Origin of the sequence: Paracoccus sp. SCN 68-21, from assembly GCF_001724535.1 — a bacterium.
Classification (GTDB): Bacteria; Pseudomonadota; Alphaproteobacteria; order Rhodobacterales; family Rhodobacteraceae; genus Paracoccus; species Paracoccus hibiscisoli.
In genome coordinates this window covers 53,784-75,540 of the sequence record NZ_MEES01000001.1, presented here as the reverse complement: position 1 = coordinate 75,540, position 21,757 = coordinate 53,784, and the positions used below count along the sequence as shown (strand labels likewise).

Genomic DNA, 21,757 nt, shown 5'->3' with positions numbered 1-21,757 from the left:
CATGATTCCCGGTGAGATTTTCCCCGCCGATGGCGAGATCGCGCTGAACGACGGGCGCGCGACGATCACGCTGATGATCGCCAATACCGGCGACCGGCCCATCCAAGTCGGCAGCCATTACCATTTCGCCGAAACCAACGCCGCGCTGGAGTTCGACCGCAGCGCCGCGCGCGGCATGCGCCTGGCCATTCCCGCAGGCACCGCCGTGCGGTTCGAGCCCGGCCAGTCGCGCGAGGTCACGCTGGTGGGCTATGCGGGCGACCGCATCGTGCATGGCTTTCGCGGCCAGATCGGGGGTGCGCTGTGACGACGCTGTCCCGCGCCGATTACGCGGCGCTTTACGGTCCCACCACCGGCGACCGCATCCGCCTAGCTGATACCGAGATCATCATCGAGGTCGAACGCGACCTGACCATCCCCGGAGAGGAGGTCAAGTTCGGCGGCGGCAAGGTCGTCCGCGACGGCATGGGCCAATCTCAGGTCACGCGCGCGGGCGGCGCGATGGACACTGTCATCACCGGCGTCGTGGTCTTTGACCACCAGGGCATCATCAAGGCCGATGTGGGGCTCAAGGACGGGCGCATCGCGGGCATCGGCAAGGCGGGCAACCCCGACACCCAACCTGGCGTGACACTGATCATCGGCCCCGGCACCGAGATCATCGCGGGCGAAGGCCGCATCCTGACGCCCGGCGGCTTCGACTGCCACATCCACTACATCTGCCCGCAGCAGGTGGACCACGCACTGCATTCGGGCGTCACGACCCTGCTTGGCGGCGGCACCGGCCCCGCGCATGGCACTCTGGCCACGACCTGCACACCGGGGCCGTGGCACATCGCCCGCATGCTGGAGGCCTGCGCCGACCTGCCGGTCAATATCGGCATCGCGGGCAAGGGCAATGCCAGCATCAAGGCGCCGCTGGAGGAACAGGTCCGCGCCGGCGCCTGCGCGCTGAAGCTGCACGAGGATTGGGGCACCACGCCCAAGGCCATCGACACCTGCTTGGGCGTCGCCGACGCAATGGACGTGCAGGTGATGATCCACACCGACACGCTGAACGAATCGGGGTTCGTGGAGGACACGATGGCCGCGATCGGCGGGCGCACCATCCACGCCTATCACACCGAAGGCGCGGGCGGCGGGCATGCCCCCGACATCATCCGCATGGTCGGTATGGCGAACGTGCTGCCCTCGTCCACGAACCCCACGCGCCCCTATACCGCCAACACGGTCGAGGAGCATCTGGACATGCTGATGGTCTGCCACCACCTGGACCGTCGCGTCCCCGAAGACGTGGCCTTTGCCGAATCCCGCATCCGCAAGGAGACCATCGCGGCCGAGGACATCCTACATGATCTGGGCGCGTTCAGCGTGATCTCGTCCGACAGCCAGGCGATGGGCCGGATCGGAGAGGTCATCATCCGCACCTGGCAGACCGCGTCCAAGATGCGCCAGCAGCGCGGTCGTCTGCCGGACGAACAGGGCCAGAACGACAACATCCGCGCCCGCCGCTACATCGCGAAATACACGATAAACCCGGCCATCGCGCATGGGGTCAGCGCCCATATCGGGTCGATCAGCCCTGGCAAGCGCGCTGATCTGGTCCTGTGGTCGCCCGCCTTCTTTGCGGCCAAGCCGGAAATGGTGCTGGTCGGCGGGCAGATCAGCGTGGCGCAGATGGGCGATCCAAATGGCTCGATCCCGGTGCAGCCGATCTTTTCGCGGCCCATGTGGGGGCACAACCGCCGCGCCTCGGCGCTGTTCGTGTCCCGCGCGGGGCTGGAGGCCGGGGCCGCAAGCGGTCTGTCGAAAACCCTGATCGCTGTCGAACATACCCGCGACATCGGCAAGCGCGACATGGCGATGAACGACGCCATGCCCGCGATCGAGGTCGATCCCGAGACCTACGAGGTCCGCGCCGATGGACAATTGTTAACCTGCGAGCCCGCGACGGAACTGCCGCTGGCACAGCGCTATTTCCTCTTCTGAGAGGGAGGACCCACCATGATCGCCACTGCACATTCCATCATCCGCAACGCCCCGGCACCCTTCGACGCCGAGGTCAGCCTGGATTACGAAGGCCGCCTGCTGCGCCGCAAGCGCCTGTCCTGCGAGGGGGGCGACTTCATGGTCGACCTGCCCGAGGTCACCAGCCTGGACGACGGCGACGCGTTCGAGCTGTCGGACGGCCGCCAGATCGTCGTGCGCGCGGCGCCTGAACCGGTGCTGGTCATCCGCGGCAACCTGCCCCGGCTGGCCTGGCACATCGGCAACCGCCACACCCCCTGCCGGATCGAGGCCGACCGCTTGATCATCCGCCAGGATCACGTGCTGGAGGCGATGCTGAAACAACTGGGCGCGGACCTGTGCCGCAAGGACATGCCGTTCCGCCCCGAAGGCGGCGCCTATGGCCACGGTCGCACCTTTGGCCATGACCACGGCCCCGCCACGCACCACCCCCATGGCGCGGGCGAACACACGCATGCCCATGCGGAAAGCCACAGTCACGCGCATGCGGGACACCACAGCCACGCGCATGACCACGCCTGAGGCCGCCCGCCTGCAGCTGTCGCAACTGCTGTCGCCCGCCTTTCCGGTGGGCGGCTTTGCCTGGTCGCAGGGGCTGGAATACGCGATGGATTCGGGCTGGGTGACGCAGGCAACGCTGGCGCAGTGGCTGGCCGATTGGCTGGATCACGGCGCGGGCTGGTCCGATGCCGTGCTGCTGTCGCTGTCTCTGCGCCGCCGCGCCGATCACGCGGAACTGGACGATCTGGCCCGCGCCGCCTGCATGACCAGCCAGCGCCTGCAGGAGACCATCGAACAGGGCGCGGCCTTTGCCGCCAACATGGCCGCGCTGACCGGGCAGCCGCAGGCGCCCGTGGCCCTGCCCGTCGCCATGGGCCGTGCCTGTGCCGCGATGCCCCTGCCCGCGCCCGAGATCATCGCGGCCTTTCTGCAGGCGCAGGCGGCGGCGTTGATCAGTGCGGCGGTGCGGTTCCTGCCGCTTGGGCCGATGCAGGGGCAGCAGATGCTGGCCGCCCTGCAGCCCCGCATCCTGCTGCGCGCGATGCGGGCGGCCGACGCGACCGAGGCCGACCTTGCCAGCGCCGCATGGGGGGCAGACATTGCCGCCATGCGCCACGAAACCATGACCACAAGGATCTTTCGTTCATGAGCCAGCATGGCCCTCTCCGCGTCGGCATCGGCGGTCCCGTCGGCGCCGGCAAGACGACGCTGACCGAACAGATCGCCCGCGCCCTGGCCCCCCGCCTGTCGATGGCGGTCATCACCAACGACATCTATACCCGCGAGGACGCGGAGGCGCTGATGCGCGCCCAGGTCCTGCCCGTGGACCGTATCAGGGGCGTCGAGACAGGCGGCTGCCCCCACACCGCCATCCGCGAGGATGCCAGCATCAACCTGGCCGCCATCGCCGATCTGAACGCGGCCTTTCCGGATCTGGAGCTGATCCTGATCGAATCGGGCGGCGACAACCTGGCCGCGACCTTCAGCCCGGAACTGGCCGACCTGACCATCTATGTGATCGACACGGCCGCCGGGCAGGACATCCCGCGCAAGCGCGGCCCGGGTCTGGCGCGCTCCGACCTGCTGGTGGTGAACAAGACCGATCTGGCCCCGCATGTCGGCGTCGATGCGGTTCTGCTGGAAAAGGATGCACATGAGGCGCGGGGCACGCGCCCCGTGGTCATGGCCCAGCTGCGCCACGGCCACGGCGTGCAGGCCATCGTCGATTTCCTGATCGAACAGGGCGGGCTTGCGCCCCGCGCGGCCTGACACTGCCCGGCGGGCGGGCATCTGCCCCGCCCGCTGCCCAAGGCCGCGCCACCGGCTGCGCGGGGCGGCCACGGACTGCTGAAATCCTGTCCAACTGCCCGATTTTCCCCTCTTTCTGCACATGCGAAGGCCGCGCGCCTTCCCAAGGACAACAGGGACACCGGCCAACGTGCCGGGGGGAAAAGGGTAACGATGACCAAGCTGACCAAGATCCTGATGATGACCAGCGCCCTGACGCTGGCCCACACCGCCCATGCCCAAGAAGGCGAGCCGATCAAGATCGGCGTGCTGCACTCGCTGTCGGGCACGATGGCGATTTCCGAGACCACGCTGAAGGACACCGTCCTGATGCTGGTCGAACAGCAGAACGCCAAGGGCGGTGTGCTGGGCCGCCCGCTGGAGGCGGTGGTCGTCGATCCGGCCTCCGACTGGCCGCTGTTCGCCGAAAAGGCGCGCGAGCTGCTGACCGTCAGTGAGGTCGATGCGATCTTCGGCTGCTGGACCAGCGTCAGCCGCAAGTCGGTCCTGCCCGTGATCGAGGAGCTGAACGGCCTGCTGTTCTATCCCATCCAGTACGAGGGCGAGGAATCGTCGAAAAACGTCATCTATACCGGCGCCGCGCCCAACCAGCAGGCGATCCCGGCCGTCGATTACATGATGGAGGAGCTGGGCGTCGAATCCTGGGCGCTGTTGGGCACGGACTATGTCTATCCGCGCACCACAAACAACATCCTGGACGCCTATCTGAAGGATAACGGCGTCGCGGCCGAGGATATCTTTGTCAACTACACCCCCTTCGGCCATTCGGACTGGTCGCGGATCGTGTCCGACGTCGTGGCGCTTGGCGCGGGCGGCAAGAAGGTCGGCGTCGTGTCGACCATCAACGGTGACGCGAACGTGGGCTTCTACAAGGAGCTGGCGGCGGCGGGCGTGTCGGCGGACGACATCCCGGTCATGGCGTTTTCCGTGGGCGAGGAGGAGCTGTCGGGCCTGGATACCGCCAACCTGGTCGGCCACCTGGCGGCCTGGAACTACTTCCAGACCGCCGAATCGGACGTAAACACCGCCTTCATCGAGGAATGGAAGGCCTTCACCGGCGACGAGAACCGCGTGACCAACGACCCGATGGAGGCCACCGTCATCGGCTTCAACGCATGGGTCGCGGCGGTCGAGGCCGCGGGCACCACCGATGTGGACCCGGTCCTTGAGGCCATCGTCGGCGTCGAGGTTCCGAACCTGACCGGCGGCACCGCGACCGTCCTGCCCAACCACCACATCACCAAGCCCGTCCTGATCGGAGAGATCCGCGAGGATGGCCAGTTCGACATCGTCAGCCAGACCGAACCGGTCGCGGGCGACGCCTGGACCGACTTCCTGCCCGAATCGGCGGTGCTGGATGCCGACTGGCCGGGCAAGGGCTGCGGCATGTGGAACACCGAGACCGAAAGCTGCGTGCAGGTTCAGTCGAACTACTGATCCCGACAGCCGGGCGGTGCGTGCCGCCCGGCCTCTTTCGCAAAGGACACCCCCCGCGTGACCCGTCTTCGCCTGATCGCCTGCGCGCTTGCGCTGCTGCTGCCGTCATCCCTGCTGGCCAATCCCGCGCTGGACGCGGTGATCGCGGGCAGTATCGACCAGATCGAACAGCCCTCGCGGCGCACGGTCGAACCGCTGGTGGCCCAGATCGCGGCCACCGGCCCCGAGGGGCTGGCCCTGCTGCAGGCCTGGGCCGACCGCAATCTGGGGCTGGCCGATGGCCGCGCGGTGATCGTCGATGGCGACCGCGTGACCGATGCTGTGACCGGGACGCCCGTGACGGCGACCCCGCAGATGCTGCGCCCCAATTCCGGCGTGCGCGGCGTGATCGAACAGGCGCTGGTCGCGGGCGCGCTGACCGACCCCGACCCGCGCCGTCGCAGCGCCGCGCTGGATTCGCTGGCACGCGGCGGTGATGCGGAACAGCTGACAGCCCTGCGCGCAGCGCTGGACGACCCCGACCCCGCCCTGGCCGCGCGCAAGGCCCGGATGGAGCGGCTGCTGACCATCCAGTTCGACCCCGACAGCGCCGCCCGCGTCGCGGCGATCGAGCAGATGGCCGGCGATGTCGGCTTGGATTTCCGCGGCGTCCTGAACCCGCTGCTGGCGACCCAGCCCCTGGCCGCCCCCGAACCGCCCGCAGGCGCGAATGTCGCGCGCGAGCTGACCCCCGGCAGCGACGCCCTGCCCCGCGAGGCCGCGCTGGCCCAGCTGGTCCGCCAGAGCCTGCTGCAGCCGCCCCTGTCACGGGCCGATCAGCGCGCCGCCCTGGCCGCCAACATCACCGACGGTGCGGTGGGGGGTGTGCCCGTCGCGACCCTGTCCGACCCCGCCGCCCGCGACCGCGCCTATGAGGCGCTGGAGGCCGCAGGCGCCGTCCCCCCCGCCGCGACCGAGACCGAGGCCCAGGCCGCGCTGGAGGCCAACCGTTTCTACGACATCCATGTCGAACCCGACGCGGCGGTGACGGAGGCCGCCAAGGCCGCCCAGATCCGCGCGCAGGTGCGCCTTGGGGCGATGCGCGGCATCGATCTGGGACTGGACGCGCTGTCGCTGGCCTCGATCTATTTCCTGGCGGCGATCGGGCTAGCCGTGACCTTTGGCGTCATGCGCGTCATCAACATGGCGCATGGCGAATTCATCATGATGGGCGCCTATACCGCCTATACGGTCCAGACGGTCATCGCGGACCGCACCCTGTCGCTGGTCGTGGCGCTGCCGCTGGCCTTTGCGGTGACGGCGCTGGCGGGGGTGGTGCTGTACCGGCTGGTGATCCGGCATCTGGCGCATCGCCCGCTGGAGACGCTGCTGGCGACATTCGGCGTGTCCATCGCCCTGCAGCAGCTGGCCAAGAACATCTTTGGCACGCAGGCCCGCCCCCTGACCGCGCCCGCCTGGCTGGAGGGGTCGATCACCATCAACGACGTGATCGGCATCAGCTCGATCCGGGTGGCGATCTTTGTGCTGGCGCTGCTGTTCCTGGCGCTGTTCCTGTTCATCATGAAGCGCACGCGCTTGGGGCTTGAGGTCCGCGCGGTCACCCAGAATCCCGGCATGGCGGCCAGCATGGGCATCAACCCCGACCGCATCGCCATGATGACCTTTGGCCTGGGGTCGGGCATCGCGGGCATCGCGGGCGTGGCCATCGGTCTCTTCGCGCAGGTCACGTCGGAAATCGGCCAGCAATACATCGTGCAAAGCTTCATGACCGTGGTCGTAGGGGGCGTGGGCAACATCTGGGGCACGCTGGCGGGGGCCACGCTGATCGGCGGGCTGTCCAAGGTCATCGAAAGCTTCAACCCCGGCAACACGCTCGCGGCGCAGACCTTCATGATCCTGTTCATCATCATCTTCATCCAGTTCCGGCCCCGTGGGATCATCCCGCAAAAGGGCCGCGCGGCCGAGGTCTGACACCATGACGCGAACGCCTTTCATCCTGCGCAACCCTTCGGTCCTGGTCGTGCTGGCCGGGCTGGCGGTGTTCACCGTCGCGGTCACCCTGCTCAGCCAGGCTTACGGCACGGGCGCTGTGCCCACGTCGATGATCAAGGTGCTGGGCAAGACGCTGTGCCTGGCGCTGGCCGCCGTCGCCATGGACCTGGTGTGGGGCTATCTGGGCATTCTGTCCCTCGGGCAGATGGCGTTCTTTGCGCTTGGCGGCTACATGATCGGGCAATGGCTGATGTATGCCCGGACCGAGGGCATCGTGGCCGCCCAGCTGGCCCAATCGCCCATCCCCGCCACCGCGCAGGAATTGCAGGACGCGGTCACCAACCAGATCTTTGGCGTGGTGGGCGCATCCGAACTGCCGCTGGTCTGGAGTTTTGCGCATTCGCTGACGCTGCAGCTGATCCTGGTGTTGGCGGTGCCGGGGCTTCTGGCACTGGTCTTTGGCTGGCTGGCCTTCCGCAGCCACGTGAACGGAGTCTATCTGTCGATCCTGACCCAGGCCATGACGCTGGCCCTGGCGCTGTGGCTGTTTCAGAACGACAGCGGGTTCCGGGGCAATAACGGCCTGTCGGGCCTGCAGAACCTGCCGGGGCTGGACCATGTCGATCAGGCGACGCTGTCGGTGTGGTTCCTGTGGGCCTCGGCCGCGGCGCTGGCGCTGTTCTACGTGCTGGCCGCGTGGCTGGTCAGCGGCAAGTTCGGCAGCGTGGTCCGCGCCATCCGCGATGACGAGACCCGCGTGAGGTTCCTGGGATACCCGGTCGAGGGGTTCAAGCTGGTCGTCTTCACCCTGGCCGCGATGACCACCGCCGTGGCGGGGGCGCTGTATTACCCCCAGGCCGGGATCATCAACCCGGCCGAGATGATGCCCATCGCCTCGATCTATTTGGCGGTCTGGGTGGCCATCGGCGGTCGAGGGCGGCTGTATGGTGCGGTGATCGGTGCGGTGGTCGTGTCGCTGCTGTCCAGCTGGTTCACGGGCGGGCGGGCGCCGTCGATCCACCTGCCGGGCTATGTGGTCAACTGGGTCGACTGGTGGCAGGTGGCGCTTGGCCTGTCCTTCGTGCTGGTCACGCTGTACGCGCCCAAGGGCATCGCCGGGGTGTTCGACCTGTTGGGCCGCAGGGGAGACCGGGCATGAGCGCGCTTCTGGAGGTCAGCGGGATCAGCAAGTCCTTTGACGGGTTCAAGGCCATCAACAACCTGTCGTTTTCCATCAACGCGGTCGAATTGCGCGCGGTGATCGGGCCGAACGGCGCGGGCAAGACGACCTTCATGGACATCGTCACCGGCAAGACCCGCCCCGATGCGGGTGAGGTTCTGTGGGGCGAGGGGTCGAAATCGCTGCTGAAGATGAACGAGGCGCAGATCGCCCGCGAGGGGATCGGCCGCAAGTTCCAGCGCCCCACCGTCTTCGAGGACCAGTCGGTCGCCGACAACCTGACCATGGCGCTGAGGGCCGATCGCAGCCCCTTTGCCGTGCTGGGCTGGCGGCCCACGGCGGAATCGGGCGCCCGCGTGGCCGAGCTGGCGGCCGAGGTCGGGCTGGCCGATCAGCTGCCCCGCCTGGCCGGAGAGCTGAGCCACGGCCAGAAGCAGTGGCTGGAGATCGGCATGCTGCTGGCGCAGGAGCCACGCCTGCTGCTGGTGGACGAACCCGCCGCCGGCATGACCCTGGCCGAGCGCGAGCAGACCACGACGCTGCTGTGCCGTCTGGCCGAGACGCGGGCGGTGGTGGTGGTCGAACACGACATGGATTTCGTGCGCCGCCTGAACTGCCGCGTGACGGTGCTGCATCAGGGCTCGGTCCTGGCCGAGGGCAGCCTGGACCACGTGACCCGCAATCCTGACGTCATCGACGTCTATCTGGGGCGATGAGATGTTGGATGCAAAGAACCTGACCCTGCATTACGGCGGCAGCCAGATCCTGCACGGGATCGACCTGGTCGCGCGGCCCGGAGAGGTCACCTGCGTGATGGGCAACAACGGGGTGGGCAAGACCAGCCTGATGAACTTGCTGGCCGGGCGGCATCCCCGGTCGGGCGGCGATATTTCCTTTGACGGCAAGCCTTTGAGGCGATTGTCGGCGCAGAGGATGGCGCGGATGGGCGTGGGCTATGTCCCGCAGGGCCGGGCGATCTTTCCGATGCTGACGGTGCGCGAGAACATGGAGACCGGGTTCGCCTGCCTGCCCCGCGCGGAGCGGCGCATCCCCGACGAGATCTTCGAGAGCTTTCCGGTCCTGGCCGAGATGGCGCATAGGCGCGGCGGCGATCTGTCCGGCGGGCAGCAGCAGCAGCTGGCGATCGCGCGCGCGCTGATCACCAAGCCGCGGGTCCTGCTGCTGGACGAGCCGACCGAGGGCATCCAGCCCAACATCATCGCGCAGATCGGGCGGGTCATCGCGGCCCTGCGCGACCGGGGCGACATGGCCATCGTGCTGGTCGAGCAGTTCTTTGATTTCGCGTGGGATCTGGGCGATCAGTTCCTGGTGATGGAGCGGGGGCGCGCGGTCCTGCAGGGGCCCAAGGCCGGGCTGGCGCGCGCCGATCTGCATGCGCGGCTGGCGGGGCATGCAGACGCCTGAGGGCGTTGCCGCGGGCGGTGGCCCGGGGGCTGCCAGCCCCCCGGACCCCCCGGAAGGCCGGTGCCCGGTGGTGGGGGTGGAGCCTAGCGTTTCCGCTCCCACCGGCCTGATTCCTCGGACCAATATTCGGCCTCGATGGCGGCGGCGGTCAGCTGGCGCCACTGGTCGCGGGCGCGGGCCACGGCATTCGGGTCGCCGCCGTCGAAGAGGATGCAGGTGCGGTCCAGCGCCTGCGCCTGATCGGCGGTGACGGGCACGCCGTCCACCGCCATCAGGCAGGCGGGCGCATTGGCGGCGGGCTGGTCCGGCAGGGTCAGCAGCACCGGCTGGCGCGCGTCATGCGGGCCGCCCGCAAGGCCGTGGGGCAGGAAGCCGTCGCCCTGCCACAGCTGCTGGTCCAGCATGTCCAGCCGGGCCGCGTCGGGGGCGCGCAGTTCCACCCGCCAGCCGGCGGAGAGGGCCTTGGTCAGGAGGACCGGCAGAAGCGCCTCGGCCGGAGAGCGGGTGAGGTGATAGAACAGCGCCTTGCCCATGTCAGCGCAACACCCCTGCAACGGCAGCGTGCGTTGCGCGGTGACCCGGGCGCGACCAGGGGCCGGACATCCCCAGCAATTGCTGGGGATGGGGGCGCACAGGGCGGGCACGGGCGGTGCACAGGGCGTGCACAGCGCGTACACCGCTTGCGGGCGTTGCGCGGGTGGGCCTGCGGGTCACGGGGCCTCGTAGGTGTCGCGGACTAGGCGGTCGAGGGTCATGACCCCCCAGCCCGACGCGCCCTTGGGGGCCAGGTCGGTCCCGCCCGGCGGCAGGGCCACGCCCGCGATGTCGATATGCGCCCAAGCCTGACCCTCGCGCACGAAGCGCTGCAGGAACTGCGCCGCGGTGATCGAGCCTGCCGCGCGGCCGCCGGTGTTCTTCATGTCGGCCAGGCGGCAGTCGATCAGGCTGTCATAGGACTTGCCCAGAGGCAGGCGCCAGGCGCCCTCTCCCTCGGCCTGAGCGGCGGAGAGGATCTGGTCCGCCAGCGCGTCGTCGTTCGAGAACACGCCCGCATTGTCGTGACCAAGCGCGATGATCACCGCGCCGGTCAGGGTCGCCAAGTCGATGATGGCGCGCGGCTGATAGGTTTCCTGCGTGTACCAGAGCACATCGGCCAGAACCAGGCGACCCTCGGCATCGGTGTTCACGACCTCGATCGTGTCGCCTTTCATCGATTTCAGGATGTCGCCGGGGCGATAGGCGCGACCGTCGGGCATGTTTTCCACAAGGCCGACCAGACCGACGACATTGGCCTTGGCGCGGCGCAGGGCCAGGGCGCGCATGGTGCCCGCGACGACGCCCGCGCCGCCCATGTCCATCGTCATCTCCTCCATGCCCGCGCCGGGCTTGATCGAGATGCCGCCGGTGTCGAAGACGACGCCCTTGCCGACCAGCGCCAAAGGCTGTTCGTCGCCGCCGCCGTTCCAGCGCATCACCACCACCTTGGAGGGCGATTCGCTGCCCTGGCCCACGGCCAGCAGGGCGCGCATGCCCAGCTTGGCCAGCTGATCCTCGTCCAGGACCTCGACCTCCAGGCCGATCTCCTGCATGGCCAGCAGGCGGTCGGCGAAATCAGAGGTGGTCAGGACGTTGGCGGGCTCGTTCACCAGATCGCGGGTGAAGAACACGCCCTCGGCCACGGCGGCCGCGTCCTGGGCGAGTTTGGCCAGACCCTCGGGGTCCTTGACCATCACGGTGACGCGGGCCTTGTCGCCGATGGGGGCGTCGGTGCCCTCAGCGGCATCAGCGGCCTGGGCATCGTCCAGCAGGGCATCGGTGGCGGCGCCCTCCGATTCGGGCATCATGCCGTCGCCCGCGCCGGGCCGGGCCGGGCCGCTGGCCGGTTTCGTCTTGTAGACCGAGAAATCATAGCCGCGCAGCGCCAGGCCAAAGGCCAGATCAGCCGCCAGCTTATGATTGCCCGCATGGATCAGCGTGTGGCTGCGGCCCAGTTTCGCGCCCAGGGCGGCACCGGCGCGGCGCGCCTCGGCCTGGGTGCTGGCCTGGGGCAGCATCACCAGGACCAGCGCATCGGCGGCCATCCCGGCGGGAAAGGCCAGCTCCAGCACCTGGCCGGGCTTGAGCGCCTGACCGGCCTTGGAGGCCAGCGCGCGGGCCGCGGCCTCGCGCGCGGGGCGGGGCAGGCGACCGGGCAGGCGGTCGGCCGCGGTCAGCACCAGCGCCACGCGGCCCTGGTGTTCGGCCAGCTTTTCAAGCGCGACCTCGGTGAAACTGATTTCGACAGGCTGGGTCATGGTGGTCCTCACGTCTGGTTGCGGGTGACCCTAGACCCCCGTCCGGCCCTTTTCCAGAGCCGCCCTTGCCGCTAAGCAGGACGGAACGTCACGCATGAAGGCCCCCCATGCCCCGGATCGACCGCTATATCCTTGCGCAGCTGCTGACGCTGTTCGGCTTTTTCGCGCTGGTGCTGGTGTCGGTCTATTGGATCAACCGGGCGGTCAGCCTGTTCGACGACCTGCTGAACGACGGCCAGACCGCGCTGGTGGTGCTGGAATTCACGGCGCTGACGCTGCCCCTGGTGATCTCGGTCGTGCTGCCGGTGGCGGCCTTCGCGGCGACGGCCTATGGCACGAACCGCCTGTCGGGGGAATCCGAGCTGGTGGCGATGCATGCGGCGGGGCTGGGGCCCTGGCGGCTGGCGCGGCCGGTGCTGATCTTTGGCGTCTTCGTGGGGGTGATGGTGGCGGTCTTGGTCCACGGGCTGGTGCCGATGGCACGGGCGCGGCTGGCTGACCGGTCCGCCGAGATCGCCGAGAACGTGACCGCGCAGTTCCTGCGCCCCGGCAGTTTCCAGTATCCCGGCCAGGGGGTGACGCTGTTCATCCGCGACGTGGCGGGGGACGGGCGGCTGCTGGATCTGTTCATCGAGGACGGGCGCGACCCGGCGCAGACCGTCACCTATACCGCCCGCGAGGCGCTGGTGGTGCGCAACGACACCGGCCCGGTGCTGATCCTGCTGGAGGGCATGGCCCAGACCCTGCGCCCCGGCACCGATGGCCCGGCGCTGGCGGTGACGCGCTTTGCCGAGTTCAGCTATGACATCGGGGCGATGTTCGCGGGCGGCGGTGACCGGCGGCGCGATCTGCGCGATTTCGGCACGACCACGCTGCTGGCCGCGCCGCCTGCCCTGCTGGAGGCCACGGGCGCCAGCGCGGGCGACGCCCGGCGCGAGGCGCATGAGCGGCTGGCCCAGCCCCTGCTGTCGCCCATTGCCGCGATGTTGGGTTTCGCCACGCTGATGATCGGCGGGTTTTCGCGGTTCGGGGTGTGGCGGCAGGTGGGCTGGGCGATCCTGGGGCTGATCGCGGTGCAGTTCCTGTCGAATGCCGCCGCCAATCAGGTCGGGCGCGACGCGGGGCTGTGGCCGCTGTTGTATCTGCCAGCGGGGTTCGGGGCGGCGCTGTGCGCGGCGCTGCTGTGGCTAGCCGCGCGACCGCGTGGGCCGCGCGGGTCTGGCGGAGGGGCGCGGGCATGATCCTGGCCAGCTATGTCGCACGGCGGTTCCTGCGCGGGTTCGTGATGATCGCGGGGGTGTTCCTGCTGATCCTGTTCCTGATCGACATGATCGAGATGATCCGCCGCTTTTCGGGCCGCGGCCTGGGTCTGGGCGGGGCTGCGGAGCTGGCCGGGCTGAACATCGCGGGCAGTTTCTATTCGATCCTGCCGCTGATGACGGTGCTGGCGGGGATCGCGCTGTTCCTGGGCCTGGCCCGCAGCAGCGAGATGGTGGCGATCCGCGCGTCGGGGCGGTCGGGGTTGCGGGTGATCCGGGCACCGGCGGCGGCGGCGGCGCTGGTCGGGGTGCTGGCGGTGGGATTGCTGAACCCGCTGGTGGCGGTGACGGGGTCGCTTTACGACGATGCGGTCGCGGGGATCGACCGGGGCGGCAGCCAGACCGTCAGCCTGGGCGACAGCGCCGTCTGGCTGCGCCAGGGGATGCAGCAGGACGGGCGCGAATCGGGGCAGATCGTGATCCGCGCCCGCCGCGCCAGCCCGGATGCCGTGACGCTGTATGACGCCAGCTTTCTGGTCTTCGACGCCGAGGCCGGGCCCGTCCGCCGCATCGAGGCGCGCGAGGCCCGCCTGACGCCCGGTGCCTGGGACCTGCGCGAGGTCAGCGATTTCCCGCTGGACCGCCCGAACCCGATGGCCGCCGTCACCCGGCATGCGGCGATGACGCTGGCCTCGGACCTGACGGCGCAGCGCATCCGCGACGGCTTTGGCCGGCCCGATTCGGTGCCGGTCTGGCAGCTGCCCGCCTTCATCGCCGGGCTGGAACGCGCGGGCTTTTCCGCCGCGCGCCACAAGGTCTGGTTCCAGATGGAGCTGGCCCGCCCCTTCCTGATGGCCGCGATGGTGATGATCGCCGCCGCCTTCACCATGCAGCACATGCGCGGGCGCAACAGCGGCACCGCCGTGCTGCTGGCCTTTGGCGCGGGGATCGCGCTGTTCTTTCTGCGCAACCTGGCGCAGGTTCTGGGCGATAACGGGCAGATCCCCGCCGCGATGGCGGCCTGGACGCCGCCTCTGGTCGGCATGATGCTGGCCCTGGGACTGATCCTGAGACGGGAGGACGGATGAGCCTGCGCATCATCACCACGGCGCTGACATCCGGGGCCGCATTGCTGGCGCTGGCCGGGGCGCCCGCCGCCCAGACCGCCTGGGACCAGGGCAGCATGGGCGCGATCAGCGGCATGCCCGGCGCCACCAGCCGGGCAGAGACCGGCGTGACCGCGCTGGCCCCCGAATCCGACAGCCTGGGCAGCAACCCGGTGGGCGACCGCACCCCCACGCCGCAGAACCCCGCCACGGCCAGCCCGGCCACCACGCTGACCCTGCCGGGTGACCGGCCCACCGACCCGCAATCGGGCGCGGCGACGGTGCTGGCCGATGCGGTGCAGGTTCAGGCGGGCGGCACGCTGATCGCGTCGGGCGGGGTGGTGGCCTGGTATCAGGGCGCGCGCCTGGTCGCGCCGCGCATCACCGTGGACGGTGACACCGGCGATCTGACCATCGAGGGGCCGATCCACCTGTCGCGCCCCGGCAGCACCGACCCCGAACGCGACGCGGTGCTGGTGGCGGACAGCGCCCAGCTGGACCGTGCGTTGCAGGACGGCATCGTGCTGGGCGCGCGGCTGGTGCTGGCGCGCGAGCTGCAGCTGGCCTCGACCCGGCTGGAACGGCGCGAGGCGGGCCGCATCACCGAGATGACCAATGTGGTCGCCTCGTCCTGCCGCATCTGCGCCGAGGACCCCCGCCCCCTGTGGGAGATTCGCGCCCGGACCATCACCCACGACGCCGAAACGCGCGAGATCACCTTTGACCGCCCGCAATTCCGCGCCCTGGGCGTGCCGCTGGCCTATGCGCCGTTTCGCGTGACGGCCCCCGACCCCACGGTCGACCGCCGATCGGGCCTGCTGCGCCCCGAAATCCGCACCACGTCGGGCCTGGGGTTCGGGGTCAAGCTGCCCTATTTCCAGACGCTTGGCGATCAGGCCGACCTGACGCTGACGCCCTATCTGGCCGCCAACCGCACCACCACGCTGGAGGCGCGCTATCGCCAGGCCTTTGCCAATGGCGCGGTCGAGGTGAACGGCGCGGTCAGCCGCGACGACCTGCGCCCCGGAGAGACGCGCGGCTATGTCTTTGGCACGGCCCAGTTCCTGCTGCCGCGCGACTATCGGCTGGGGCTGCAGGTGCAGCGCGCATCCGACCGGGCCTATCTGCTGGATTACGGGGTGACCGGCGCCGACCGCCTGTGGAGCGGCGTCTCGGTCGAACGCGTGCGCCGCGACAAGCTGTTCTGGGGCCGGGTCGGCAATTACGAATCGCTGCGCGAGGACGAAGATAACGCGACCTCTCCGGCACAGGTGGCCGATGCGATCTGGCAGCGGCGCACCACCCCCGCCCTGATCGGCGGCGAGGCGCTGCTGGAATGGTCGGTCCATGCGCATCGGCGCCCGTCGAATGCGGACAGGATCGGGCGCGACGTGGCGCGCGGGTCGGTGGGCATCGACTGGCGGCGCAGCCAGATCCTGCCCGGCGGCGTGGTCGCGGCGGCGCTGGCCGGGCTGGATGCGGACCTGTACCGCATCGCCCAGGACGACCGGTTCGAACAGCTGGTCACCCGCGTCGATCCGCAGGTGGGTGTCGAGCTGCGCTGGCCGCTGGCGGGCGGGGCGGGCGGGGCCACCCATCTGGTGGAACCCGTGATCCAGGTCCTGTATTCGCCCCGCGGCCGCGACGAGGACATCCCCAACGAGGACAGCCGCCTGATCGAGTTCGACGAGGGCAACCTGTTTTCCGACAACCGCTTTCCGGGCTGGGACGTGCGCGAGACCGGGCTGCGTGCCAATGTCGGCGCGACCTGGACGCGGATCGACCCGACCGGCTGGTCCCTGGGCGTGACCGGCGGCCGGGTGCTGCGCGCGCGGGCCGCCGACAATTTCGCCCCCGACAGCCCCCTGGGCGGGCGCAGTTCCGACTGGCTGCTGGCGGCGCATTACGACAACGGCGCGGGGCTGGCGGTGGCCAACCGGGCGCTGTTCGACGACGAATTCGCCATCTCGCGCAACGAGTTGCGGGTGGGCTGGCTGCGCACCGACCTGCAGCTGTCGGCGGGATACATCTGGATCGACCGCGACGAGGACGAGGGCCGCGACGTCGATGCCAGCGAGCTGGCCGCCAATATCGGCTGGCAGATCGCGCCGGGCTGGTGGGGCGAGGCCCAGACGCGCTATGACTTTTCCGCCGACCGGGCGCAGCGGGCGGGGCTGCAGGTCAGCTATCGCAACGAATGCATCACGGTGGAAACCGGCCTGTCGCGGCGCTTCAGCAGTTCGGACCTGCTGCGCGCCGAGACCAGCCTGGACCTGTCGGTCCGCCTTGGCGGTTTCGGCACGCAAGAACAGGCGCGGGGCACGGTGGCGCGCCGCAGCTGCATGCGCTAACCTGCAGATCGCAACGAACGAGGGCTATGATGCGGCATTTCCTTTCGGGTATCGCCTTGGCGGCGGTGATCGCCACGGGTGCAGGCGCGCCCGCGCTGGCGCAGAACCTGTTCGCGCCGGTGGTCTATGTGAATGACAGCGCCGTCACCCGCTATGAGGTGGATCAGCGGATGCGGTTCATGCGCGTGATCGGCGCCCCCGATGCCAGCGCCGCAGCCGCCGAACAGGCGCTGATCGACGACCGCCTGCGCGTTCAGGCCGCCCGCCAGATCGGGGTCGAGATTACCCCCGAGGGGCTGCAGGCGGGGCTGGAGGAATTCGCGGGCCGCGCCGGGCTGGACGCCGCGGGCTTCATCGCGCAGCTGGAGCGGGCGGGCGTCGAGGACGGCGTGTTCCGCGATTTCGTCGAGGCCGGCACCGTCTGGCGCGAGGTCGTGCGCGCCCGCCTGCTGGCCCGCGTGAACGTCACCGATGCCGAGATCGACCAGGAGCTGCAGCGCGTGATCGAGACCCCGATCATCGACCGCGTCCTGTTGTCCGAGCTGATCATCCCCGCGCCCCCGGGCCAGGAGGCGCAGGCCCTGCAGCTGGCCGAGCGGATCTCGGCCTCGCGCCCGACCGAGGCGCAATTCGCCGAAGCGGCGCGGCAATATTCGGCCGTGCCCTCGGCCGAGGCGGGCGGGCGCCTTGAGATGCTGGCCCTGGACAACCTGCCGCCCAGCCTGCGTCCGATCATCACCGCGCTGCAGCCCGGCCAGACCACGCAGGCCCTGCCCGTCGAGGGCGCGGTGGTGCTGTTCCATCTGCGCGACGCGCAGGGCACGCTGCGCCCCGGCGCGCGCGAGCAGGTGCTGGACTACATGACGCTGCGCCTGGCATCGGCCGGTGACGCGGCGGCGCTGGCCGCGCGGGTGCGCAATTGCGACGACCTCTATGTGCAGGCGGGCGACGCCGCCCCACAGGTCCAGCGCCAGACCGTGTCGCAGGGCGCGATCCCGCAGGGCATCGCCGCGCGGCTGGCCTCGCTGGACGCGGACGAGGCCGGGGTGATCCCCGCAGGCGCGGGGGCCGATCTGGTGATGCTGTGCTCCCGCCAGCCCGCCCTGGCCGCCCAGCCTCAGGTCGCCACCACCGCCCTGCCCGATGACGGGGTCGAGGCCGCCATCCCGCAATCCGCGACCCCCGGCATCCCGACCCGCGATCAGGTCCGCGACCGGCTGTTCAACACCCGTATCAACACCGCCGCCGAAGGCCTGCTGGCCGATCTGCGCGCCGACGCGATCATCCGGCGGCCCTGATGGCGCGCATCCTGCTGACCTGCGGCGAACCGGCGGGCGTCGGGCCGGAACTGGCGCCCCTGGCCCTGGCCGCGGGCGCCGATATCGTCTGGCTGGGCGATCCGCGCCACCTGCCGGCCACCGCCGCCTGGACCGAGGTGACTGACCCCGGCGACGCGGTCCCCCCCGGCCACCTGCCCGTCCTGCGCCATGATTTCGCGGGCCCCGCCACGCCCGGCCACCCCGACCCCGCCCATGCGGCCGACGTCATCGCGGTGATCGCGCGCGCGGTCGATCTGGCCATGGCGGGCCGCGTCGCCGCGATCTGCACCGCCCCCATCAGCAAGGAGGCCCTGATCCGCGGCGCAGGCTTCGCCTTTCCGGGCCATACGGAGTTCCTCGCGCATCTGGCGGGCGACGTGCCGGTGGCGATGATGCTGGCCTCGACCACGGTGACGCCGCCCTGCCGGGTGGTGCCCGCGACGATCCACATCCCGCTGGCCGACGTGCCCACAGCCCTGACCGAACAGGCGCTGGACCAGGCGATCCGCCTGACCCATGCCGCGCTGATCCGCGATTTCGGCCTGACTGCGCCGCGCATCGCGGTCGCGGGCCTGAACCCCCACGCGGGCGAAGGCGGGATGATGGGCACCCAGGACCGCGACCTGATCGCCCCCCTGATCGCCCGCCTGCGCGCCGAAGGCCTGCACGTCACCGGCCCCCACCCCGCCGACACGATGTTCCACGCGCCCGCCCGCGCCCGCTATGACGCGGCCATCGCCTGCTATCACGACCAGGGCCTGATCCCCATCAAAACGCTGGATTTCGACGGCGGCGTGAACGTGACGCTTGGCCTGCCCTTCATCCGCACCTCGCCCGACCACGGCACCGCCTTCGACATCGCGGGCAAGGACCTGGCTGACCCCTCCTCCACCATCGCCGCCCTGCGCCTGGCCGCCGACATGGCCACCGCCCGCGCCGCCCCTCTTCTTCATGAAAATATCCTCAGGGGGTCTGGGGGCAGAATGCCCCCAGCCTTCGGCAAGGCACCATGATCGACGACCTCCCCCCCCTGCGCGAGGTGATCGCGACCCATGACCTGCGCGCCAAAAAGCAGCTGGGCCAGAACTTCCTGTTGGACCTGAACCTGACGCACAAGATCGCGCGGCAGGCGGGCGACCTGACCGGCTGCGACGTGCTGGAGGTCGGGCCCGGCCCCGGCGGGCTGACCCGCGGCCTTCTGGCCTGCGGCGCGCGCCATGTGCTGGCCATCGAAAAAGACCCGCGTGCCCTGCCCGCGCTGGAACAGATCGCGGAGGCCTATCCGGGCCGCCTGACGGTCATCACCGGCGACGCGCTGCAGATCGACCCGCTGGCGCATCTGACGCCGCCGATCCGGGTGGCCGCGAACCTGCCCTACAATGTCGGCACCGAACTCCTGATCCGTTGGCTGACGCCCAAGGAGTGGCCCCCTTTCTGGCAGTCGCTGACGCTGATGTTCCAGCGCGAGGTGGCCGAACGCATCGTCGCCCGCCCCGGCTCCAAGGCCTATGGCCGGCTGGCACTTTTGGCGCAGTGGCGGGCGGATGCGCAGATCGTGATGTCCCTCCCGCCCGAGGCCTTCGTGCCCGCGCCCAAGGTCCATTCCGCCGTGGTCCACCTGACCGCCCTGCCCGAGCCGCGCTTTCCGGCCGATGCGGCGGTGCTGTCGCAGATCACCGGGGCGGGGTTCAACCAGCGCCGCAAGATGCTGCGCGCCAGCCTCAAGAGCCTGCATCCGCAGATCGAGGCGCTGCTGGACAGCGTCGGCATCCCCCCCACAGCCCGCGCCGAGGAGATCGAGCTGGAACGCTTCTGCGCCCTGGCCCGCGCCTTGAAGGCAGCCCGCTGAACGCCGGCTGATCCACGGCATCCCGCGGCGCGGTGGTTACGGTGGCGATAACACGGCGCGGTCCGCTCCTTTGCGCTGGACAGTGTGTCATCAGGTGACAAATGGGGCCGGATTTCCGTTCGCAGGACGAATCCTGGACAGTTCATAGCACCGCCCCCGCGCTGAGTTCCTCAATCTCCGGCGGCGGAAGGCGGATCGGAACAGGTCGGCCCATGCCGAGGACAATCGGACCAGGATTGACCGGAAAACCCTCCCAAGCCGCCGACCCGTCGCGGAAATTCCCGTAAGAGGCAGCCTTTCGAACGCATCTAGCAATGACCGGTCGGGCCCCCGCGATGACATGATCCACTTTGGCGAAGCCGTGACCCGAGAGGGGGTGGGCTATCGAACTGGGGCCGGTGGCACGGCGGAGGGGCAGCGGCGGAGGCTTCCGCGCAGCGGGATATGTCCCGACGCAGGTTGGCCGGCCAGGGCGCGGATCATCATGAAACGACCATGAGAGGCCCGCGACCATGACGAAAACAGCGCGGCCTGCCCGGCATCCAAATGCCACGCGGTTGGTTTCAGGGGAGCGTTTGCCGTGCCGACAGCGCGGGGGACTCATGCAGCGGGGTCAGGCCAGGCGGAACGGGTCCCCGGTGCCACCCGGCACCGGAGACCCAAAATGGAAAAGGGCGCGCCATTGGCGCGCCCTCTCCGGTTTCGGTGTCTGCAGGATCAGTCCTGCTCGCCCTCGCGCGGGGCGGCGGGGGCCGGCTTGCGGCGGCTGCGGACCGGGGCTGCGGGCGCGTCGGTTGCGGCCTCGCCTTCGGCGGGCGCGGGCCGGGGCGCGCGGCTGCGCGGGGTGCGGCTGCGCGCGGGCTTGGGGGCGGCCTCGGCCTCGGGGGTGCTGATCGGCGCGCCCTGATCCTCGGCGGTCGAGACGATCACCTCGGGCAGGCTGGGCTGGATCTCGTCGCGCGGCGCCTCGACGCGGTCCTGACGCGGTTCGCGGGGCTGCTGCTCACGCGGCTGCTGGTCGCGCTGGCCGTCGCGGCTCTGCTGGTCGCGGCGCTGGTTGCCGTCGCCCTGGCCTTGGCCATCGCGGTTGCCGTCGCGGCGCTGGTTACCGCCTTGGTTATCGCGGTTCTGCTGGTCACGGCGCTGACCGTCACCCTGGTTGTCGCGGTTGCCATCGCGGCGCTGGTTGTCGCCCTGGCCATGCTGGCCCTGGTCGGCATGGCGCTGGCCGTCGCCCTGATGGTCGCGGTTGCCGTTCTGGCCCCCGTTACCGCCCTGGTGATAGCCGTGGCCGCCCATGCTGCTTTGATAGTCGTCGTCGCTGCGGCCCTGGCCCTGGCGTTCGGCCATCTCACGGTTCGCCTCGCCCAGCATGCGGGTGTAATGCTCCGCATGCTGGAGAAAGCTCTGTTCCGCCACGCGGTCATGGGACAGCTGGGCGTCACGCGCCAGCGTCAGGTATTTCTCGATGATCTGCTGGGGGGTGCCACGCACCTTGCCCTCGGGCCCCGAGCTATCGAAGACGCGATTGGTGATATTCCCCAGCGTGCGCTGGCGGTTCGATTTGCTACGCGAGCGGGATTTTGATGATCTCATCAGTCTTGTCTGTACTGTTTCCGGGCGTCGGGATGCCAGCGTAAGCTGGACGGCGGTGTCGGACGGATACGGGGGCTGTAACCACTCCGTTCAGCCTTGCCTTGCCCAGCCA

The 21,757-nt window shown here is 69.8% G+C and carries 19 protein-coding genes; 16 read left to right on the top strand and 3 right to left on the bottom strand.

All coding sequences use genetic code 11. The annotated features are described in order from the left end of the window. The first annotated feature begins 1 nt into the window (after position 1). The 10 genes from ABS73_RS00370 (at position 2) to urtE (ending at position 9,871) form a co-directional block, all read left to right on the top strand. Entirely contained in the window at positions 2 to 307 is a 306-nt protein-coding gene (locus tag ABS73_RS00370) for an urease subunit beta (protein WP_277022865.1), read from the top strand. Continuing rightward, positions 304 to 1,989: an urease subunit alpha gene (gene ureC, locus ABS73_RS00365; protein ID WP_277022868.1), complete on the top strand. Its 1,686-nt coding sequence runs from the start codon at positions 304 to 306 to the stop codon at positions 1,987 to 1,989. The genes ABS73_RS00370 and ureC overlap by 4 nt, the downstream gene beginning before the upstream one ends. Positions 1,990 to 2,004: 15 nt before the next feature. Then, positions 2,005 to 2,550 (top strand): urease accessory protein UreE, encoded by a 546-nt coding sequence (locus tag ABS73_RS00360; RefSeq protein WP_277022870.1) that lies wholly within the window; start codon positions 2,005 to 2,007, stop codon positions 2,548 to 2,550. Beyond that, positions 2,513 to 3,178: an urease accessory protein UreF gene (locus ABS73_RS00355; RefSeq protein WP_277022872.1), complete on the top strand. Its 666-nt coding sequence runs from the start codon at positions 2,513 to 2,515 to the stop codon at positions 3,176 to 3,178. Before ABS73_RS00360 ends, ABS73_RS00355 begins: the two co-directional genes overlap by 38 nt. Further along, positions 3,175 to 3,798 carry an urease accessory protein UreG gene (gene ureG / locus ABS73_RS00350; RefSeq protein ID WP_277022873.1) on the top strand — a complete coding sequence of 208 codons (624 nt, stop codon included), beginning with the start codon at positions 3,175 to 3,177 and terminating at the stop codon, positions 3,796 to 3,798. Before ABS73_RS00355 ends, ureG begins: the two co-directional genes overlap by 4 nt. 216 nt (positions 3,799 to 4,014) lie before the next feature. Further along, positions 4,015 to 5,274: an urea ABC transporter substrate-binding protein gene (gene urtA, locus ABS73_RS00345; RefSeq protein WP_277022928.1), complete on the top strand. Its 1,260-nt coding sequence runs from the start codon at positions 4,015 to 4,017 to the stop codon at positions 5,272 to 5,274. 57 nt (positions 5,275 to 5,331) lie between these two features. Then, positions 5,332 to 7,245: an urea ABC transporter permease subunit UrtB gene (gene urtB / locus ABS73_RS00340; RefSeq protein WP_423805184.1), complete on the top strand. Its 1,914-nt coding sequence runs from the start codon at positions 5,332 to 5,334 to the stop codon at positions 7,243 to 7,245. Positions 7,246 to 7,249: 4 nt separating this feature from the next. Further along, positions 7,250 to 8,425, top strand: a complete 1,176-nt coding sequence (gene urtC / locus ABS73_RS00335; protein WP_277022875.1) for an urea ABC transporter permease subunit UrtC — start codon at positions 7,250 to 7,252, stop codon at positions 8,423 to 8,425. Beyond that, on the top strand, positions 8,422 to 9,162 hold the full coding sequence (gene urtD, locus ABS73_RS00330) for an urea ABC transporter ATP-binding protein UrtD (protein WP_277022877.1): 741 nt from the start codon (positions 8,422 to 8,424) through the stop codon (positions 9,160 to 9,162). The genes urtC and urtD overlap by 4 nt, the downstream gene beginning before the upstream one ends. A gap of 1 nt (position 9,163) precedes the next feature. After that, complete coding sequence (urtE, locus tag ABS73_RS00325; protein WP_277022879.1) at positions 9,164 to 9,871, top strand: urea ABC transporter ATP-binding subunit UrtE; 708 nt, start codon at positions 9,164 to 9,166, stop codon at positions 9,869 to 9,871. Between the two features lie 83 nt (positions 9,872 to 9,954). On the opposite strand, the gene ABS73_RS00320 is transcribed toward urtE, so the two are convergent. Continuing rightward, on the bottom strand, positions 9,955 to 10,404 hold the full coding sequence (locus tag ABS73_RS00320) for a DNA polymerase III subunit chi (protein ID WP_277022881.1): 450 nt from the start codon (positions 10,402 to 10,404) through the stop codon (positions 9,955 to 9,957). Positions 10,405 to 10,581: 177 nt separating this feature from the next. Then, the gene (locus ABS73_RS00315) at positions 10,582 to 12,165 is read right to left on the bottom strand and encodes a leucyl aminopeptidase (RefSeq protein ID WP_277022882.1); all 1,584 of its coding nucleotides are present in this window, start codon (positions 12,163 to 12,165) and stop codon (positions 10,582 to 10,584) included. Positions 12,166 to 12,272: 107 nt separating this feature from the next. On the opposite strand from ABS73_RS00315, the gene lptF reads away from it, so the two are divergent. Genes lptF through rsmA form a run of 6 tightly spaced genes read left to right on the top strand, consistent with a single transcriptional unit; the run spans position 12,273 to position 20,049 of the window. Beyond that, entirely contained in the window at positions 12,273 to 13,406 is a 1,134-nt protein-coding gene (gene lptF, locus ABS73_RS00310; protein WP_277022884.1) for an LPS export ABC transporter permease LptF, read from the top strand. After that, entirely contained in the window at positions 13,403 to 14,512 is a 1,110-nt protein-coding gene (lptG, locus tag ABS73_RS00305) for an LPS export ABC transporter permease LptG (RefSeq protein WP_277022886.1), read from the top strand. Before lptF ends, lptG begins: the two co-directional genes overlap by 4 nt. Continuing rightward, on the top strand, positions 14,509 to 16,881 hold the full coding sequence (locus ABS73_RS00300) for an LPS-assembly protein LptD (RefSeq protein ID WP_277022889.1): 2,373 nt from the start codon (positions 14,509 to 14,511) through the stop codon (positions 16,879 to 16,881). The genes lptG and ABS73_RS00300 overlap by 4 nt, the downstream gene beginning before the upstream one ends. A gap of 29 nt (positions 16,882 to 16,910) precedes the next feature. Then, the gene (locus ABS73_RS00295; protein WP_277022891.1) at positions 16,911 to 18,179 is read left to right on the top strand and encodes a peptidylprolyl isomerase; all 1,269 of its coding nucleotides are present in this window, start codon (positions 16,911 to 16,913) and stop codon (positions 18,177 to 18,179) included. Beyond that, on the top strand, positions 18,176 to 19,213 hold the full coding sequence (gene pdxA / locus ABS73_RS00290; protein ID WP_277022934.1) for a 4-hydroxythreonine-4-phosphate dehydrogenase PdxA: 1,038 nt from the start codon (positions 18,176 to 18,178) through the stop codon (positions 19,211 to 19,213). The genes ABS73_RS00295 and pdxA overlap by 4 nt, the downstream gene beginning before the upstream one ends. After that, the gene (gene rsmA / locus ABS73_RS00285) at positions 19,210 to 20,049 is read left to right on the top strand and encodes a 16S rRNA (adenine(1518)-N(6)/adenine(1519)-N(6))-dimethyltransferase RsmA (protein ID WP_277022895.1); all 840 of its coding nucleotides are present in this window, start codon (positions 19,210 to 19,212) and stop codon (positions 20,047 to 20,049) included. The genes pdxA and rsmA overlap by 4 nt, the downstream gene beginning before the upstream one ends. 717 nt (positions 20,050 to 20,766) lie before the next feature. Here rsmA and ABS73_RS00280 read toward each other — a convergent pair. Then, positions 20,767 to 21,645, bottom strand: coding sequence for a DUF4167 domain-containing protein (locus ABS73_RS00280; protein WP_277022897.1), 879 nt, complete (start codon positions 21,643 to 21,645; stop codon positions 20,767 to 20,769). Positions 21,646 to 21,757: the final 112 nt, after the last annotated feature.